This window comes from Nocardia sp. NPDC057668 (assembly GCF_042799795.1).
Lineage (GTDB): Bacteria > Actinomycetota > Actinomycetes > Mycobacteriales > Mycobacteriaceae > Nocardia.
This window is the reverse complement of the sequence record NZ_JBHVIC010000004.1, coordinates 247353-265534: the sequence shown is the minus strand read 5'-3', so window position 1 is coordinate 265534 and position 18182 is coordinate 247353. Positions and strand designations below refer to the sequence as shown.

The following is an 18182-nucleotide window of genomic DNA, read 5'->3' as shown; positions in this document are numbered from 1 at the left end:
TCACCACGGCACCGCACCGGCGTCGTCGAAGAACCCGCCGGTCGGACCGTCGGCGGCCAGCGTCGCGAGCCGAATCGCAATGGCCGCACCCTGTTCCGGCGTCCGGACGCCGCGGAAGTCGTTGAGGTCTGTCGCGGTGTACCCGGGGCACCCCGAGTTGATCAAGATACCGGCCCCGGCCAGTTCCTTGGCGTACTGGATGGTCAGGGTGTTGAGGAAGGTCTTCGAGGCCAGGTAGGCGACGGGCAGCGGACCCATGTCGATGCCGGGCGTGGTCTGCAGCGTCAGCGAGCCGACGCTGCTGGACATGTTGACGATCCGCGGCGCGGTCGAGGCGCGCAGCATCGGCAGCATCGCGTTGGTCACTCTGATGACCCCGATCACGTTGGAATCCACGACATCTCGCACGGTCTCGGGTGCCACCGTGGTCGGCGACTGCGGGAAACCGCCGGTGATCGCCGCGTTGTTGACCAGCACATCGAGCCCGCCGGCCTGATCGGCGATCAGCTCGGCCGCCGCGGCCACACTCGCGTCATCGGTGACGTCGAGCGGCACGGCGAACGCGTCGGCCCCCGCCGCGCGCAGCTTCTCCACGGCGGTCTCCCGGCGCTGCCGATCACGCGCACCCACACCGACGCGCCAGCCGAGGGCGCCCAGGCCAGCGGCGATCTCGTAGCCGATTCCCTTGTTCGCGCCGGTCACCAGCGCAATCGTCTGTTCACTCACAGGAACGATCCTGCTGCGGCCCCCGACTCCGCGTCCAAGACCGATCGAGTGAACATTGATACCGCACGGGTATCGATGGTGGTTGCGGGCGGATACGATGTCCCGGTGGAAACGCGAGAGCTGCGCTATTTCGTCGCCGTCGCCGAGGAGTTGCACTTCGGGCGGGCGGCCCAGCGGCTCACGATCGCGCAACCACCACTCTCGCGAGCCATTCAGCAACTCGAACGGCGGCTCGGAGTCGTCCTGCTGCACCGCACGACTCGCGCCATCGCTTTGACCGACGCGGGAGCAGTGCTGTTGCGCGAGGCTCGACTCGCACTCGAAGCGGTCGAGGCCGCCGAACGCCGCACCCGCCGCGCCGCCGCCGACCGGCCCGGGGTGGTGCTGGCCACCAAGGCCGGCGCGTCCAGGGAACTGCTGTCGAAGCTGTTGGACGCCTACGCCGCCGAGCCCTTCGCGATCGACGTCGAGGTGATGCTCTGCGGGCCGGGCGAACCCGAGGGCCTGCTCCGCAACGGGCATGCCGACGTCGCGCTCCTTCACCGGCCGTACGACACGACATCCGGACTGGATACCGAGGACCTGCACACCGAACAGCAGGTCGCGGTCCTGCCCGCGGGGCATCCCCTCTCGACCCGGTCCCACCTGTCGATGGCCGAGATCACCGACCTGCCGGACCTGCCCCTGCCACGCTGGCCGCGCCGGGATGGGAGCTATCCGGACGGCCCCGGACCGCAGGTCCGCGACCACACCCAGTTGACCCAGCTGATCGCACTCGGACGAGCCTGCGCGCTGATGCCCGAGTCGGTTCGCGCCCAGCTCCGCGACGAGCACGCGATCGTGCCCGTGCCGGACGCACCGGCGGTCACGACCGTCATCGCCTGGCCGCCGCACAGCAGGTCCAAAGCCGTTGCGGACCTGGTTCGTTCGGCTACGCGCCTCTAGGCCGGCGCACCGCGCGGTGGTCGAGAGTCACCGGCAGCCGCCGCATCCAAGGCGCGGCGCGAAGTCTCAGCCCGCACCACGATCTTCCGTGCGCATCATATGACCGACACAACGCCGGCCCGCTCCGGGGAGCTCGGGCCGACGTTGGGCGACGCTGCGAGGAAGCGCTTTGTGCTACTCCACAACGCAATTCGATACCGCTAGTTGCGCGACAGCGCCGCCGCGGCTTCCTTCTGCAGATCGGCGTAGGTCTCGTTGCCCGTGGAGATGGTGACGTCGGCGATGGTGCCGCCGGTGAACGTGCCGGGATGCTGGTACTGCTGCGACACGTTGTCGCCGCTGTCCCAGCCGACGCACAACCCGTCACCCGCGAGGGTGAATTTGCCGACCTGGGCGCGCATGGGTCCGGTGCCGACCGGCTGGCCGTCGATGTACAGCGTTGTGGTGCCGGTGGATTCGCCGTCGGGACCCTTGCCCTCGATCTTGAACTCCATACCCACCACGTGCTTGCCGGGGGTGAGCGGCTGCGAGGCGACGAAGTCCTGCTCCGGAGCGATGCCGAGGAAGTTGTAGACGTAATGCAGGGTGTTGTCCTTCACGAACAGCGTGTGACCGCCGAATCGTGAACCGTGCGCGAAGATCACGCCCTGCGCATCGGGGGCGAGATCGACATCGGCGAGGATCTTGTAGGACTTGCCGCGGATATTGACCGCCACGCCCTCGGGAACCGGCGAGGTGCCGGGGTAGTAGACGTACTTGTCGCGCGGGGGCTCGGCCTGCGGGCGTTCGACGCCGAGCTGTTCGACGGCGGTGCGGTCGTCGAGCGGCAGGACGTAGTTGTCCTTGGCTTCGGTATTCCACAGCGCGATGAGCTCTTTGAGCTTGTCCGGATTCTCGTCGGCGAGGTTCTTGGATTCGGAGCGGTCTTCGTCGACGTGGTAGAGCTCCCACTTGTCGTCGTCGAAATGACCTTCGCCCGAGATCGCGGCGTGGATCGCGGATGCCTTCCAGCCGTCCTGCCAGATGCCGCGGGTGCCGAGCATGGCGTAGTACTGCTTTTCCTTCTTGGTGGCCGCGTCGGGATCGTCGAAGGTGTACCGCATCGAAACACCGTTGAGCGGATACTGTTTGACGCCGCGGTAGGTGTCGGGCATCTCCACGCCGGTGACGTCGTAGATGGTGGCGACGATGTCGGTGCTGTGGTGGTACTGGTGGCGCAGTTGGCCTTTGGCCTTGATGCCCTTGGGCCAGGAGATGACCAGCGGATCGCAGGTGCCGCCGGAGAACTGGGCGTAGCGCTTGAACATCTGGAACGGTGTGGAGAACGCCGCGGCCCAGCCCGTCGGGTAGTGGTTGTAGGTCGCCGGAGTGCCCAGAACATCGATGTACCGCATGTTCTCTTCGAGCGAGTCCGGATAGCCGTTGAAGAATTTGTTCTCGTTCACCGATCCGTTCGGCGAGCCCTCACCGGATGCGCCGTTGTCCGCGGCGAACATGATGACCGTGTTCTCCCGCTGTCCGGTCTGGTCCAGGAAGTCGATGATCCGGCCCACCTGCGCATCGGTGTACTCGGAGAATCCGGCGAAGACCTCCGCCATGCGGGAGAACAACCGCTTCTGATCGGCGCTGAGCGAATCCCACGGCAGCACCTGATCATCGTCCAGCGCAACGTCTTTCGGCAGCGGGTTCAGCGGGGTGAGCTGGGTGCCCTGGGGCATGATGCCCTTGTCGATCATCCGGCCCAGCACCCACGTGCGGTACGCCTCGTAGCCGTCGTCGAACTGGCCCTTGTACTTCTCGGCGTATTCGGCCGGGCTGTGATGCGGGGCGTGGTTTGCGCCGGGGCAGAACCACATGTACCAGGGCTTGGACGGATTCGAGGAGCGCTGATCGCGGATCATCTTGATCGCGTTGTCCGCCAGGTCCTTCGACAGGTGATAGCCCTGTTCCGGGGTCTGCGGGGGTTCGATGAACCGGTTGTCCTCCACCAGGTCCGGATACCAGTTGTTGGTTTCACCGCCGAGGAAGCCGTAGTACCGGTCGAAACCCTTCGCCAGGGGCCATTCCGACTTCGAGCCGCCGGAGGACACGTCCTCCTCGGGCACGTTGTGGTTCTTGCCCACCCAGAACGTGGAGTAGCCGTTGTCCTGCAGGATCTGACCGACCGTCGCGCACTGCGCGGGCAGGCGACCGGCCGCGCCGGGAAAACCGTTGGTGGACTCGGTGATCGAGGCGAATCGGTTCACGTGATGGTTGCGCCCGGTCAGCATGGTGGAGCGGGTGGGCGAGCACAGGGCGGTGGTGTGCCACTGTGTGTAGGTCAGGCCCTCGTCGGCCAGCTTCTGGAGGGTCGGCATATTGATCCGGCCACCGTAGGGAGACCACGACGCCAGGCCGGTGTCGTCGAACAGCACCACCAGCACGTTGGGTGCGCCTTCGGGGGCCTTCTTCACCTCGAAGGGGGTCCAGTCCGGCTTGGAATCGCGGACGTCGAGCTCGATGTCGCCATCGAAGCCCTCGTTGATCCCGGTCCCGTATCCCGGCGGGCCGTCGGACTTGTCGTTGCCGCAGGCGGCCAGCAGTGGGGCGGCCGCAGCGCCCGCACCCGCTGCCGCGAGGCCGCCGAGCATGAATCGCCTCGAGAGTTTGCGGGGCGCGGGAGTGGGTTCGGAATCGTTCGACTGCTCGCCATCCAACGAAGTCATGCCCGGAGACTAGGCACGCTGTTTCGACGCTCGTAGTGCTGACGCACTGCCCCGCAGAAAAGTTGCTAAATCTTAGCCAAAGCCTATAACCCCAGTTCGATCGATCGACTATCGTTTGCCGGTTCGTCAATTGGGCGTGATGCAGCGGAAGCCGAGATGGGCGGTCGCGGTGTCCTCGGTCTGCCCCTGCCGAGCGGCCGGACGGTAGCGCAGGCAGTAGTTCGGCGCGCAGAGATACGACCCGCCCTTGACCACCCGGCGCGCGAACCGTTCACCCGGCTCGAGCGGGGGTGGTTCGAACCCCGCGGGTCCGCCGGTCGGGCTGCAACACGAAGTCGCCGGAGCCTCCCGATGGCCGGGACGGAAGTAGTCGGTTGTCCACTCCCACACGTTGCCGGTCATGTCGAACAGGCCGTATCCGTTGGGCGGATAGCCGGCGACCTTGGTCGTGCCGGGTCGCGCCGTCTGTCCCCGGCCCGGCAGGAACTCCCAGGGGAATCGACCCACCCAGGTATTGGCCATGCGCCGTCCGCGCGGTTCGAACTCCGCACCCCAGGCGTAGGTGGTTTCGGCCAGTCCGCCACGTGCGGCGAACTCCCACTGCTCCTCGCTCGGCAGCGTCTTGCCCGCCCATTCGGCGTAGGCGGCCGCGTCGGCGTACGCGATGTGAATCACCGGATGGTGTTCGCGCCCATCGAGATTCGTGCCGGCTCCGCCGGGATGCCGCCAGCACGCGCCCGCGGACCACGACCACCACCGCCGCCAATCGTCGAGCGGCACCGGCCCGGAGGTCGGCGTGAACACCAGCGCGCCGGGCACCAGATCCGCCGGGTCGGCGCCCGGGAAATCGGCCGGATTCAGCTCCCGCTCGGCCATGGTCACGTAGTCGGTCGCGCGCACGAACCGGCGAAACGCGGTGTTGGTCACCGGGTGCGCGTCCATCCAGAACGGCTCGACCGACACCGTGCGCAGCGGCTGCTCCTCGGGAAAGAAGTCCAGCGAGCCCATCACGAACTCACCGCCCGGGACGCACACCATTCCTTTGCGTGCCGAAGTCACCGAACCGCTCGTCTGCACCGACCACCTCCACCGCCGCTCACCGGACCTCGATCGTGGCCTCCACCTTGCCTTTTCGGGAGTCGGCGGAGAGTTCGCCACGCCGCAGCAGCAGGAGCGGCTCGGGTGCCAGCGAACGGCGGGGTGGAATTCAGCCGAGCAGCTGGGATTTCGCGGCGGCGAACTCCGCGTCCGACAGCACGCCGGTGGCGTGCAGCTTGCCCAGCTGTTCCAGCTTGGCCACGAGATCCTCGCCCTGGGGCGCGGCAGGCGGGGCGTAGACGGGCTGGACCGGTGCGTTCTGCGCGGCGTAGGCCTGCTGTTCGGCCGCGCGCTGCTCGCCGCGCCGGTTGACCGCGTTCGCGGTGGCGCTGGCCGTCCCTGCGACGACCGCCGTGCGCGCCACCGTGCCCAGCAGCCCGGGCCGTCCGATTCGTCCTCTGCGAAGCATTTCCGCACCCTTTCTAGGCGTCGACCAACGCGGCGGCAAGGACGTCGCGCGGGACCTGGACGTGCAGTTCGACCTCACCCCCGGCGGCGCGCACCGCCTCCCCCAGCCCGCGCGCCCACGTCTGCTCGTACACCACGATCACCGCCGAGGACCCCGCCGGCAGCGCTCCGCGCACGAGCTCCAGATCCTCGTTGCTGATCAACTCACGCGCCGCGGCCAATTCCCCCAGCCCGAGCTCGTCGAGCGGTTCCCCGAACTCTTTCTCGGTGATGTCGCCGTCGGCGTCCTTGGACAGATACACGAGGTCCAAGACGCTCACAAATCCCCCGTCCAGCACCGCCCGCAGTTCCGCGGTGACCGCGGACGCCAGCACGTTGCCGGGAAAGGTGAGCACGACCAGTTCTACCGGGCCCAGGCCCGCGGCTGATTCGGACATGCGGGCCATGATCCGGCTCGACGGCCGGAGATGCCTCACCCGAATCGGATGAAGCGGAGGTTCCCGGGGCCTCCCGTCGCACGGCCGGTCTCCGACGAGCCAGCGGTGGATCCTGCGCTCGCCGGTAAGTCGGACACGAGATTCGCCGATGCGCTTGCGCCACCGAATGCCACTAATCCCCGGGCGGTATCTCGCTGGTGTTCTTCGGGCGGTACCGCAGAACCACGACATCGTCGAGGGCGGTGCAGTCGACGAACTCCAGCCGGCGACGCGAACCACCGGGGAATTCGGCGGGGTTCACGAACCGTGGCGCGACGCCCTGCCCGATGAGCAGGGGTGCGACGGCGTAGCGCAGTTCGTCCGCCAGTCCGGCTTCGAGAAAGGCCGTGTGGATTTGGGTCCCGCCCTCGACGATCAGTTGGCGCACTCCGCGCTTTTCCAAATCGTCCAGCAGCGCCCCCCAGAAGTCCTCGCCGCCGATCTCGAGGACATCGGCGACCCCGTCCAAAGATTCACCGATCTTCGCAGCCCCGTCTGCTGTGGTGTAGACGATCGGCCGACCCGCCTCGACATGGTGATGGAACATGCGGGCATCGGGCGAAATGTTCCCGGAACGGGTCACCGTAACCTTCAACAGGTTCGCCGGCTTCCCTTCGGCCACACGGGAATCGCGCCGCTCACGGCTCCTGAGCCACAGCCGTGGATCGTCGCGTCGCACTGTTTCCGCACCGATCAGGATCGCATCCGACTCGGCTCGCAGCTGATCGACACCGTCGAAGTCCCGATCGTTGGAGAGGTAGAGCCGTTCGGGAATAGTGTCGTCGATGTAGCCGTCGAGACTCACAGCAACAGAAAGCACTACATACGGTCGGGCCACTCCTGAGCCTTCCAGGTCGCGAAGGCATCCCGGAACTCCGCGACGCCGGCTTGGGTACTGCCGGTGTCGATCATGCCCGACAGCTGCCGCACCTTGCGCAGTATGCGCGCCGAGGCGGTGCCCACACCGATCTCCAACGCCTCCGTTCCGAGGGCAGCGGCCGGTTCGATTTCGCCCGCGTACATGTGTGCCACTGCCGCGCGAGCCAGGTAAACCCCCTTGTCGCGCAGGTAACCGGGCTGCATGCGCGATATCGCGTCTTCGAACTGTCTTGTCGCGCTCGTAAATTCCCCGATTTCAGCGAATGTGTGAGCTTGGTGGGCGTCGATGTAGGAATCGTCGAGGAACATCCCCCATTCCGGATCCTGGCCGGCGCGCTCGACAGTTCGCCGCGCCTGATCGTAGGCGCGGGCACTTCCGGCACGGTCGTGATCGAGCGCCAACGCATGTGCTCGGAACGTCAGCGATGCTGCGGCGAACAGCGAATCGCCGGGAGCGCTGCGGTGCGCCGCGGTGGCCAGCTCTTCGGCTTCGTCAGCATCGCCCTGGTCGCAGGCCAGCTGACTCATCCGCACCAGCGAGAGGCCGATGTAGTAGTCGTCTGCCAATTGGTGTGACCACTGCAGTGCACGCGCCGCCCAGAACTGGGCGCTGGCATAGTCGCACTGGTCTTGGAACTGCCACGCGGCCGTCTCGGCGAACATCGCCCGCATCTTCAAAAGAGTTTCGGCGTCAGCGACTTTCGATCGCTTGAGTTGATCCAACAGGTCAAGCGCACTGACGACATGCGGGAGGGTGCGCGCCGATCCGTAGACGTTGTCGGACTCGATCAACGACATCCGTAGCGAGTTGAAGTGCTTGATGTGGTCGATTCGAGCGCCGGCGAACATTCCGGCAAACGCCTTGCCTGCCAATGCTTTTCTCATCGCCGCGTCACCACCGGCAGTCACTGCCCAGACCGCGCCGGCGCCGACCGAGGTGACGAATGTCCGACGCGGCACCGATACGAGAACGATCTCGCCCGCGAGCGTGCGACCGGAGACCACGACGCTGTCATCACCGTCCAAGAAATCGGAGCTAGGCGTCTCGGCGAGGGGTGTCTGTGATGCGGCTCCTGTGCCGAGTAGCGATTGAAAGCGCTGTACGACGGCCGCGTCCGCGGCCAGTAGTCGCTCATCCATGCGCGCCGCGTAAGCGCTACTCAGCGCAATCGTCTCTCGACGACGTTCCCACTTCTTCACGGTGTCCAGTGACACGCCGACAAACTCTGCGAACGGCTCCTGCTTGAGCCGCAGCGCTATTCGAAAAGCGTTGGTTTCGATGCCGGTCCATCGAGCACACGTGGCCATCGGCTCACCCCTAACCGATTCGGTGGCCCGAGAGTACTCGCGCGGTACACCTGCGGTCACTTCTTTCAGCAGCTGAGGACAGCCAAGGTTGGAAGTAGTACCTGATCACCGGACAGAACCGGCGATACCGACCGGCAGCGTCGACAACCGCCGACGTCTGCACGTCCAACGGCATGCAAGGAACTGGGGGCACCGACATGGAAGTAGTTCTCGCGATGGCCTTCATACCGGCAGGAGCACCGATCCCACCGGTCAGCGGGGGTCGATAGTCATGGCCCTCACCGAACAACAGGCAACAATTCTTGCCGCACTGCCGGTGTCGAGCGTCACTGAAGCCATGACCGTCCGACAGCTGACTCGCACGACAGGAATTCCCGAGACGTCCATCCGCCGGGCGCTGTTGGGGCTGAGGCGATCAGGGCTTGTGATGGCCACTCTCCAGGGCCCGGCGAGATGGCGATCGACCGACCGCGGGCGACGAGTCAGCAGGCAACCCTCATATCGCGCATACGGACCACTACCGGGGAGGTACTGATGAACCGCACAGGGTTCTCGCCTACCCCGGTCGCAACCGGACGTGCGATCGGCCTGTTGCCGCACGATCTGCCAAACATCGTCGAGCTGGATGCGACGCTGCGACGCTCCGCCGAGGAACACGGGTTTCAACTCTTCGCGATGGAGTTCATCGAGCCGGGGGACGACAAGGCTGTCCTCCGCTTGATGAACCTCGCATGGAATACCCGCGCCGAGGCCGCATTCGCCTTCAACCGAAACCATCTCCGAAACTGCGACATCGAGTCATTGGTCAAGGTTGTTGATCTCTACTGCCTGGAAGAACGCCAACGACTCGTGGCCGATCGGCACGGGATGAAGTCGATTGCGCTGGACGACCCCGCCTCGAGTTGACCAAGAATGCCGTAGCCGAGGACTGCCGACTACACCCGGACCAGGGCCAGATCCCACTGGCCGTGCTGGTCCGACCACAGCTTCACGACCTCGCCCACGCCGACCGGATTGTCCTGCGGCTCATCGTCGATCTCGTACTCGCCGTCCTGCTCGACCTCCGCCATGAACGTCAGCGCATGTTCCCGGGTGCCGTCGGTGGCCACCAGGATGTGTGCGACCTGCCAGTTCGCGGCGGTCAGGTCGCGGCCCACCAGGTCGTGGCCGCGGAGCCTCCGGCCGTCGACGTCGAAGATCGTGCCCGGCCCATCCACGCGCAACGTCTCGGTATCACCGATCATCAAGTCGGTGCTGACAACGTCCCGCTCGCCGCGCAGCAGGGCGGCGTCGAGCCAGCCCGGATCGCGGTTCAGGCCGACCTCGTCGATGAAGCTTCCCCAGGCATACAGCGCATACGTCACGTCGAGATCATAAGCACGCCTTGTCCTTCCGCTCCTTGCGCTGGTGTCGACGGGATGGGACGCCTCATTCAGCAGGGCCTCCGGGTTGTCCCATAGGAAGATGTACAGGAACCTCGCGAATGGGTAGACCAGCAGCTGGAGTATCAGCGCGATCGAAACGCCTACTGCGAAAGTGACTGCACCGCAGTAGAACCACCACAATGCCAAGGGGAGAAGCGAAAGCCACAGGGCTATCGGGACCACCGCCACGCCGTGGAGCAGTTGGTACATACCGGTTGCGACGATGCCCCGGCCGAGCAATCGCATCGTGACGCGATTGACCCACAACCGCAGCACGATGTACAGGATCAGGAGCGACGAAGCCAGGGGCGCGGCGCCTACGATCAGGCCCCCGACGAACTCCCCTACGATCGGGACTTCCCGCACGGGATCTACCGCTTCCCAGCAGAACTACGTTGCCGGCACGAGCGGCCGGTCAGCAGTAGGGCCGAGCCGGTCCAAAGCAAGCGCGGGTGGACGAATACCTGTTGCGGGGCAGTCGAATTCTGGGGCACGTGCCGAATCCTCCCGGCCACGCACGAATCCGCCCACCGCGAAACTACTCACCAGCGCGGAACGCGCTACTCGGCCGCGGATCACGGTGACCGACCGCCGATTCAAGCACACTCAGGCCTTGCGAATCGGGGGTGGAGTCCAGGTTCCGTCGAGAGCTTCGGGGCGGGGTGCGTAGAGGCGCATCGTGATCCCGACCGGGCCGGCGGGGGCGGGGAGCCAGTTCGATTCCCGTTCGGGGCCGGGGTTTTTGGTCGAAATGTAGATATCCAGGGAGCCGTTCTCGTTGTATTGCAGGGCATCTCGGTCTCCGAGGGCGAAGCGGTCGAGCTCGTTGGGGATCTGGAAACCTTCGGCGTCGTACATCGTGACCGACCAGAACGCCGCGGCGGGTGGGAGTTTGCCCTCGGCGAAGTGAATGACGTAGTCGGTTTCACCGGTCATGGGGTCGCCGTCGGCATCGGTGACGGCCAGGGGGTAGATCGCGTCTTCGGGCGGGTTCGCGCCCAGCCCGACCAGGGTGATGGTGGCCCGTTTGGCGTAGTCGTTGCCGTAGACGCCCATCGCGCCGAGAACGGTGACCCAGCCGTTGACGGGCGGCGCGAGTTTGGGAATCGATGCACCCAGCCCGGTCCGGGCTGCCGCCACCCCGGACTCGATGGCGGCGAGTTCGTCCGCGGAGAACCGGGTGGGGTCGAAATCCCGGCCGGGCACGATCCCGAGCAGCGAGATGCGGGCCAGTTGTGAGAAATCGGTGCTGTGCGGCGGATCGACACGCAACGCGGCGGCAGCGCGGACGAAGAAGTCGGTGGCCGGCATGGTGTTGACCGTCCGCAGCGGTTCGGTCGTGGTGTCGATGGTCGGGTCGGATCGAAGGGGGGCGGGCTCGCCCAGTTCGGTGAGGCCCAGTCCCTCCTGGAATTGGTGGACCGCGTCGTAGTCGGCGGGGCCGTTGGTCTGGGTGCGTCCGATGATCCAGGCGTGCGGCGTCGGGCAGTTCAGCACGGGCACCCCGTCGGGCACCGTGCCGCGGTAACCGGGACCGGTGATGATGTAGTCCTGTTCGCCGGTGCCGGTGGTGCGTTTGCCGGGGTTGGCGAACACATCGGTCCACGCGTCGAGGATCGGCAGCATGAAGTAGCGGTCGCCGCTGTCGGGAACGTGGAGGCGGACCGGGCCGCGGGTGAGGTCCAGATGCGCGGATGAATAGAGGGTGTCGAAGTTCGGACGCACCACCGATCGGAAGTCGGCGTCCGGGAACCGGCGCACATGATGGAACTGATTCAGCGGACCGAACAACGACGCCGAATCCGCCGCGCCCGCGGTCTGCTGCGTGCGGGTGATGTCCATCGTCACCAGCGGGTACAGGTAGACATACGCTTCGTAGCTCAAGGTGTGCAGATCATCGGACAGTACGCTCATCACGCCTCCGTCGAAGTGCGGTACGTCTGACTGCCACGGTCGAGCAATTTGCTGGCAATCTTCAGCAACCATACGCCGACACTCGCGTCCGGATTGCCGCGTTCGCTACGCCGATCCGCACACCCCGCCCCGGTTCAGGATCAGGAGGCGCGCCACGGCTCGCAGGTAATGCCCGCGGGCGCGGTGGCACCGTCGACCCCGGCTGCCGCGTCGTAGGCCAGCAGCTTGATCGTGACGTTGTCCTTGTCGAAGGCCGCGAACAGGATCGCGCCGTCCGGATTCCACTCCGCGGTCGTCGACCCCTCGTGCATCCACTGGATGAATTCGACGAGCGAATCGGCCCGGTGCCCGTTCGTTGTTCCCATCGCGGCCATCACTTCGGCCTTGCTCTGACCGAGGTACAGATCGCACCAGGTGGTCAGTGGATCCTCGGCGGCATGTCCGGTGCCCACCGCCGGTCCGGCAAGGAGAGCAAGCGGCAGCGCGCCGAGCAGAGCTGCGCGTCGTGCGGACTCGGTGAATCGGTGGAATGTCATGTCCCCGCCCTTCTTTCGGCGCCGGAACCTGTCGTCCCGGGCGCACGAGCATCCTGCCGCACCGGGCCGACAAGACCAGCAAATCACTGGTCAGCCGGGCAGCGACTGTATTGCGGACACGACACCCCGTGCATCCACGCCACGGTTGTACTGTCGAGCGATGTCGCTGGCATGCCGTGAATGGGCGGGACCGCTGCGGGCGGAGACCAAGCGGGACGCCTACGACCGGCTCCTCGAGCTGAAGGGCATGCTCGGGCCGATCCTCGAGTCGTATCCGTCTGCACGATTCCAGGCGCGCGCGTACTTCACGGTCGAGGACATGACGAACGACCTACTCGTGCCCGAGCGACTGTTGGCGGTTGCCGGTGCGCTGCCGGTTCTTTGGCTCAATATCACCTATGAGAATCCGGAGTTGCCTGCCGACGCGGTGGCAGAAGTGGAGCGGCAGTACGGGCTTCGACTCCTCGGGGAGTTCGTGGACACTCCGCCGATGTGACCGGCGCACGTGCGGAACGGCCGCTACCGGTCCAGGTATCGGGTGGCCAGGCGGCGGCGGTGGGCCGCGGGTGAGCCGAAGAGGGAGCGGTTCAGAGTGGCACGTTTCAGGTAGGTGTGGAGGTTGTGTTCCCACGTGTAGCCGATGCCGCCGTGCAGTTGCATCGCCTTTCCGGCTATGCGGACGGCCGCGGCGGTGGTGTGGGACTTGGCCATCGAGACCGCGGTGGGAGTGCCGGGGTCGTTCGTCGCCATGGCCCGGATCGCGGCGGCCAGCAATTGGCGGGCAACCGTGATGTCCACGAGCATGTCCGCGCAGGCGTGCTGCACCGCCTGGAAAGTGCCTATCGGGCAGCCGAACTGGTGACGAACCTTCGTGTAGGCGACGGTGGCCTCGAGCATCGCCTCGCTGATGCCGAGGCTGTCGCAGGCCGTTGCCAGGGCGGCGCGGTCGTGGAGGTGGCCCAGGGCAGTGCGAGGGTCGGGAACCAGGTCCCAGACCGCCGCCGCGCGGACGTTGTCGGCGTGAACGCGGCCCAGGCGGCGGGTGTGGTCTACGGCGGGGCGGGCGGACACGGTAAGGCCGGGCGTGCCGGGGATGACCATGGCCAGCACGCGGGATCCGTCGCGGGTGAAGGCGGGGACCAGCAGGTGCGTCGCGAGGGGGGCGTCGAGCACCAGGTCCGCGTCGCCTCGCAGGTGGCCGCCGGCCAGGTGGAACGTGGGTTTGGCGGCGGTCATGTTTCGGCTGTCCAGGACCGTGACCGGAACGGCCGCACCGGAAACCGATTCCGCCAGTAGGTGATCGCGGTCGGGATCGGGTGCCACGGCCAGCAGCGCCCCGAGTCCGAGCGCGGCGACGCCGGGGTACGCCGTACACGCCGCGGCGCGGCCGATCTCACCGAGTAGCACCGCGACTTCGGTGAATGTCGCTGCCGCACCGTCGTATTCGACGCCCACCTCCAGACCTAGCCACCCGGCGCGCGCCATCGTGGCCCAATCCACCGCGCGGGCCGGATCCGACCGGCCGAGCAGGTCGCGGGCAACCTGCCGCAACTCCCCGTGCAGTTCGGCGAACTCGGTGGCGGGAACCATCAGCTCTCCTTCGAGGGGCGCGGGAGGCCGAGGCCGCGTTCGGCGATGATGGTGCGCTGGATCTCGCTGGCCCCGCCCGGAATCGTCCACTCCCAGGAGCCGATGAAATCCAGAACCCAGGCCCCGGACTCCCAGCCGCCGGACATCGGCTTGCGCAGGACGGTGTGGGCGGGGACGCCGCCGATCTCGGTGGCGAAATCCATGGTGCGCTGCAGCAATTCGCTGTAGTAGAGCTTCACGATCGAGGCATCGGCGGGGCCGACGGTATCGGTGGCGTGACGTTCGACCAGATCCCGGCACAGCGCTCGCAGTCCGGTGATCTCGATGTCCAGGACGGCGAGGCGGTCGGCCACCAGGGGATCATCGATGGGCCGCCCGCCCAGCGGGTCCGGGGTCAGGCATTCGCGCACCAGGCGGTCGAATCCGGCGTTGCCGAGGCGCTCGGCGAGCTCCAGCATGGTCAATCCGCGTTCGGCACCCAGGGTCCGCTGCGCCACCTGCCAGCCCCCGTGTTCGGGACCGATGAGGTTGGCGGCCGGGATCCGCACCTGATCCAGGAAGATCTCACAGAAGTGCGCTTCCCCGGTCGCCTGCCGGATCGGCCGGACTTCGATTCCGGGACTGCGCATATCGAGCAGGAAGTACGAAATACCTTGTCGCTTGGGCGCATCCGGATCGGTGCGGGCCAGCAACAGGCACCAGTCCGCGTACTGGGCGCCGCTGGCCCACACTTTCTGACCGGTCACGACGAACTCCGCACCCTCACGCCGGGCGGAGGTTCGCAGCGCGGCCAGGTCGGACCCGGCTTCGGGCTCGGAGAAACCCTGCACCCAGATCTCGCCCGCGGCGATGGCGGGCAGGTGGCGGGCGATCTGCTCGGGTGTGCCGGCCCCGAGCAGGGTGGCCGCGGCGTGATGGATCGCGACGAAGGACAGCACCAGCCGGGGCGCGTCGTGCGCGGCGAGTTCCTGATAGAGCACGACCTGCCGCTCGACGGACATGCCGCCGCCGTGCTCGCGGGGCCAGTGCGGCACCGCGAATCCGGCACGGTGCAACAGCTCGAACCACTCCCGCTGGAACGCGACGAACTCCGACTCCGAGGCGCCCGTCTGGGCGCGCCGCCAGTCCACGGGAACATTGTCGCGGCACCAATCGCGCACGGCGGCACGGAATTCCCCGAGGTCGGCGGTATCGGCGAGATGCCCCGGCGCGGCGAGCCCGGTCATCGCGCCCGCACCCGCTGCCGCAGCGCCGTCAGCTTCTCGCGATGCTCGGCCGACTGCATGGTCACCACCTCCGCGGCGAACCCGGCTTGCATCGGACCGGCCAGCGCCTGCGAAAGATACATGTTCACAACGCGTTTGGTAGCCCGCAGCGCCTCGGCCGGCTGCGCGGCCAGGCGATGAGCCAGCGTGCGCGCTTCGGCGAGCAGGTCCTGCGCCGGAACCACCCGGCTGGCCAATCCCACCTCTACCGCGGTCGCGGCGTCGATGCGGTCTCCGGTATATAGGTATTCCCGCGATCGCAGAATGGGGGTGAGCAGCGGCCAGAACGCCGCGCCCCCGTCCCCCGCCACCAGACCCACCGCCACGTGCGGATCCGCCAGGTGCGCGCGCTCGGAGATGAGCACGATGTCCGACAGCACGGCCAGGCTCGCGCCGAGCCCGACGGCCGCCCCGTTCACCGCCGCGATCACCGGCAGCGGGAAACGCAGCATCTCCTCGATGATCTGCGCGCCTTCGCGAATGCTCTCGTCGCGTCCCACCGGGTCCTCGAGAAACGAGGTGATCCAGTCCAGATCTCCACCGGCGCTGAAGGTCCGGCCCGCGCCGGTCAGGATCACCACGCGGGCTTCGGTATCGGCCGCGAGCTGCCGCCAGACATTGGCCAGCGCCCAGTGCAGGGCCTGGTTCACCGCGTTCAGATCCTCGGGCCGGTTGATGATCACCGTGCGGATCGGGCCGTCACTCTCGACGGTGAGTTCGGGAGGTAGGTCGTAGGCCACGCGTCACGCTCCTGTGGGTTCGGAGAAGAGCCCGGCCAGGCCGTGCCCCTCGATGCGGCGGGTCAGCGCGGCTTCGGTACCCGACCGGCCGCAGGGGAACCGGCGCAGGGGCAGGCTGTACCGGGACAGCCAGGACAGTGGCGACTCGTCGCAGAAGCCGAGGGCGCCGTGAACCTGGTGCGCGACCCGGAACACGATGTCGGCGGCTTCGACGGCGGCCAGCCGGGCCGCGAGCGCGTCGTTCAGCGCGTCCGCCCGGCGGTCCTGGATGCTCCAGAGCGCATAGCGGGCAAGCATTTCCACGCCCCGGCGCTCGACTTCGGCATCGGTCAGCTGGAACTGCACGGACTGGAACTCCGCGAGCGGCCGCCCGAACTGCTCGCGCACGAGCACGTGGTCTCGGGCGAGATCCATGGCCCGGTCGAGCATGCCGAGCAGCGTCCAGCACGGCAGCGCCAAGGCCAGCGCCGCATCGCGCTCGCCGTCCGGGGTGACCGGGCTCGGTGGCCCCGGTTCGAGCCGAGCCACGAACATCGAGGTGCGCGGCGGCGAATCCGGTTCTCGCGGTGTGATTTCGGCTCGCTCGCCGGACAGCGTGACCGCGGACCAGCGTAGGTCGAGTCCCGCGACCGCACCACCGGGTTCGGGTCCATCCACCACGATCAGCCCGTCCGATTCCGGCACCCGCACCAGGCGTTCGGCGATCGGATAGGGAACGGCGTAGTACCCGGCGCTCCGGCACAGGGCCGCAGCGGCTTCGAGCTCCACCGCGTCGTCCCGCGGCGCGAGGTCCCAGGCGCCGAGCGCGGTCAGTAGGGGCTCCACGAGGTCCCCGCGCACCGCCGGCTCGGTCTCGGCTCGCTGCAACAGCTCGTCTCCGCCGGCGGCGCGGAAGGCGCGCAGCGACTCCCGGCCGAATTCCCGGGCCTCGTCACACAGCTCGATGTTCATGTCAGCTCTTCCGCCACGAGGATTCAGGCCGCGTCGCGAATCGCGCGCGACGCCAATAGGTTTCGAGCCAGCAGGATCCGCTGCATCTCGATGCTCCCGGAGGCGACGGTGGCCGCGTTGGCGTAGCGCCAGTGATCCTCGACCGCACGGCGGAACCGGCGTTGCGCCGGATCGCCGGGGTCGGCCACCTGCGCTATCTCGCTGAGCACCGCGGCGCTCTCCTGGTCCAGCCGGGTCACCGCGATCCGGTAGACGGCTGCGTCCGCCGGGGATACCCGGCCCGAATCCTGGAGTGCCACAACCTGGTAGGCGAGCAGGCGGGCCCGCCGGCAGTGCGTCAGCCCCCGCGCCCAACGACCGCGCAGGTCCGCGGGCAGGGCATCCCAGCGTGCGCCGAGTACATCGGGGGCGGCGTGCAGCAGCCGTTCGCAGCGCGCGTAGCGCGCGATGCCGACGCGTTCGAACGCCAGCACCTCCTGCACCACGGACCAGCCGCGACCCACCTCGCCCAGTACGTCGGCCTCGGTGGCGCGCACCCCGTCCAGGAATACCTCGTTGAGATGATGCGGTCCGAGCATGGCGCGAATCGGCCGTACCTCGATGCCGGGATCGGACATGGGTAGCAGAAACACCGTGAGGCCCTGTTGTTTTCGCTCCTCGACCGAGGTTCGCGCCAGCAGGAAGCACCACTGCGCCATCGTGGCGTAGGAGGTCCAGATCTTCTGGCCGGAGATGTGCCAGCCGTCCCCGTCGCGGCGCGCGGTGGTCCGCAGCGAGGCCAGGTCCGAACCGGCGTCGGGCTCGCTGAAGCCCTGACACCAGATCACCTCGCCGCGGGCGATGGGCGGCAGGTGTTTGCGCTGCTGTTCGGCGCTGCCGTGCCGCATGATCGTCGGCCCGACCCAGTTCACGCCCATGTACTGCGCGCCCCGGGGTTCGTGCCGCGCCCACATCTCCTCGCGGACCGCGGTCTGTTCCCAGATCGAGGCCCCGCGCCCGCCGAATTCCTCGGGCCACGCCGCGCACAGCAGCCCCCGGTCCGACAGCAACCGGCAGAAGCGCTGGGCCACGGCCAGATCGGCGGGATCGTCGGTGAAAGCACCGAGAAAATCGGCCGGGACCTCGTCCGCTATCAAACGCCGCAGGTCCCCCCTGAGCGTCGCGACGGACTCTCCCATTGTGAAGTCCATGGGCGGAGGCTACTTCAATCCTCATAA

18 protein-coding genes are annotated in these 18182 nt (G+C 67.3%); 3 read left to right on the top strand and 15 right to left on the bottom strand.

Features of this window, described 5'->3' with window-relative positions; genetic code table 11:
• Positions 1–726: an SDR family oxidoreductase gene (locus tag ACFVBH_RS25305; protein ID WP_379005086.1), complete on the bottom strand. Its 726-nt coding sequence runs from the start codon at positions 724–726 to the stop codon at positions 1–3.
• Positions 727–831: 105 nt separating this feature from the next.
• Between ACFVBH_RS25305 and ACFVBH_RS25300 the strand changes: the two genes are divergently transcribed.
• On the top strand, positions 832–1671 hold the full coding sequence (locus ACFVBH_RS25300) for a LysR family transcriptional regulator (RefSeq protein ID WP_379005083.1): 840 nt from the start codon (positions 832–834) through the stop codon (positions 1669–1671).
• A gap of 200 nt (positions 1672–1871) precedes the next feature.
• Here ACFVBH_RS25300 and ACFVBH_RS25295 read toward each other — a convergent pair whose 3' ends face one another.
• From ACFVBH_RS25295 to ACFVBH_RS25270, 6 genes are all read right to left on the bottom strand, one after another.
• Positions 1872–4376: an arylsulfatase gene (locus tag ACFVBH_RS25295; protein WP_379005081.1), complete on the bottom strand. Its 2505-nt coding sequence runs from the start codon at positions 4374–4376 to the stop codon at positions 1872–1874.
• A gap of 126 nt (positions 4377–4502) precedes the next feature.
• Positions 4503–5414 (bottom strand): formylglycine-generating enzyme family protein, encoded by a 912-nt coding sequence (locus ACFVBH_RS25290; RefSeq protein ID WP_379005884.1) that lies wholly within the window; start codon positions 5412–5414, stop codon positions 4503–4505.
• 169 nt (positions 5415–5583) lie between these two features.
• Positions 5584–5883, bottom strand: a complete 300-nt coding sequence (locus ACFVBH_RS25285; RefSeq protein ID WP_379005079.1) for an SHOCT domain-containing protein — start codon at positions 5881–5883, stop codon at positions 5584–5586.
• 13 nt (positions 5884–5896) lie between these two features.
• On the bottom strand, positions 5897–6319 hold the full coding sequence (locus ACFVBH_RS25280) for a DUF6325 family protein (protein ID WP_354984360.1): 423 nt from the start codon (positions 6317–6319) through the stop codon (positions 5897–5899).
• Between the two features lie 172 nt (positions 6320–6491).
• Positions 6492–7163, bottom strand: a complete 672-nt coding sequence (locus tag ACFVBH_RS25275; protein WP_379005077.1) for a RibD family protein — start codon at positions 7161–7163, stop codon at positions 6492–6494.
• A gap of 14 nt (positions 7164–7177) precedes the next feature.
• Positions 7178–8545, bottom strand: coding sequence for a helix-turn-helix domain-containing protein (locus ACFVBH_RS25270; protein WP_379005075.1), 1368 nt, complete (start codon positions 8543–8545; stop codon positions 7178–7180).
• Between the two features lie 534 nt (positions 8546–9079).
• Between ACFVBH_RS25270 and ACFVBH_RS25265 the strand changes: the two genes are divergently transcribed.
• The gene (locus tag ACFVBH_RS25265; RefSeq protein WP_379005073.1) at positions 9080–9451 is read left to right on the top strand and encodes a hypothetical protein; all 372 of its coding nucleotides are present in this window, start codon (positions 9080–9082) and stop codon (positions 9449–9451) included.
• 29 nt (positions 9452–9480) lie between these two features.
• On the opposite strand, the gene ACFVBH_RS25260 is transcribed toward ACFVBH_RS25265, so the two are convergent.
• The 3 genes from ACFVBH_RS25260 to ACFVBH_RS25250 form a co-directional block, all read right to left on the bottom strand.
• The gene (locus tag ACFVBH_RS25260) at positions 9481–10335 is read right to left on the bottom strand and encodes a hypothetical protein (protein ID WP_379005071.1); all 855 of its coding nucleotides are present in this window, start codon (positions 10333–10335) and stop codon (positions 9481–9483) included.
• 240 nt (positions 10336–10575) lie between these two features.
• Positions 10576–11883, bottom strand: coding sequence for a DUF1254 domain-containing protein (locus tag ACFVBH_RS25255; RefSeq protein WP_379005069.1), 1308 nt, complete (start codon positions 11881–11883; stop codon positions 10576–10578).
• A 140-nt stretch (positions 11884–12023) separates the two neighbouring features.
• Positions 12024–12419: a hypothetical protein gene (locus ACFVBH_RS25250; RefSeq protein WP_379005067.1), complete on the bottom strand. Its 396-nt coding sequence runs from the start codon at positions 12417–12419 to the stop codon at positions 12024–12026.
• Between the two features lie 160 nt (positions 12420–12579).
• Between ACFVBH_RS25250 and ACFVBH_RS25245 the strand changes: the two genes are divergently transcribed.
• On the top strand, positions 12580–12915 hold the full coding sequence (locus ACFVBH_RS25245) for a hypothetical protein (protein WP_379005065.1): 336 nt from the start codon (positions 12580–12582) through the stop codon (positions 12913–12915).
• A 23-nt stretch (positions 12916–12938) separates the two neighbouring features.
• Here ACFVBH_RS25245 and ACFVBH_RS25240 read toward each other — a convergent pair whose 3' ends face one another.
• The 5 genes from ACFVBH_RS25240 to ACFVBH_RS25220 are packed head-to-tail and all read right to left on the bottom strand — an operon-like array spanning position 12939 to position 18155.
• Positions 12939–14009 (bottom strand): acyl-CoA dehydrogenase family protein, encoded by a 1071-nt coding sequence (locus ACFVBH_RS25240; protein WP_379005063.1) that lies wholly within the window; start codon positions 14007–14009, stop codon positions 12939–12941.
• Positions 14009–15235: an acyl-CoA dehydrogenase family protein gene (locus tag ACFVBH_RS25235; RefSeq protein ID WP_379005061.1), complete on the bottom strand. Its 1227-nt coding sequence runs from the start codon at positions 15233–15235 to the stop codon at positions 14009–14011. Before ACFVBH_RS25235 ends, ACFVBH_RS25240 begins: the two co-directional genes overlap by 1 nt.
• Positions 15232–16014, bottom strand: coding sequence for an enoyl-CoA hydratase/isomerase family protein (locus ACFVBH_RS25230; RefSeq protein WP_379005059.1), 783 nt, complete (start codon positions 16012–16014; stop codon positions 15232–15234). The genes ACFVBH_RS25235 and ACFVBH_RS25230 overlap by 4 nt, the downstream gene beginning before the upstream one ends.
• A gap of 3 nt (positions 16015–16017) precedes the next feature.
• The gene (locus tag ACFVBH_RS25225) at positions 16018–16965 is read right to left on the bottom strand and encodes an acyl-CoA dehydrogenase family protein (RefSeq protein ID WP_379005057.1); all 948 of its coding nucleotides are present in this window, start codon (positions 16963–16965) and stop codon (positions 16018–16020) included.
• 23 nt (positions 16966–16988) lie between these two features.
• On the bottom strand, positions 16989–18155 hold the full coding sequence (locus ACFVBH_RS25220; protein ID WP_379005055.1) for an acyl-CoA dehydrogenase family protein: 1167 nt from the start codon (positions 18153–18155) through the stop codon (positions 16989–16991).
• Positions 18156–18182: the final 27 nt, after the last annotated feature.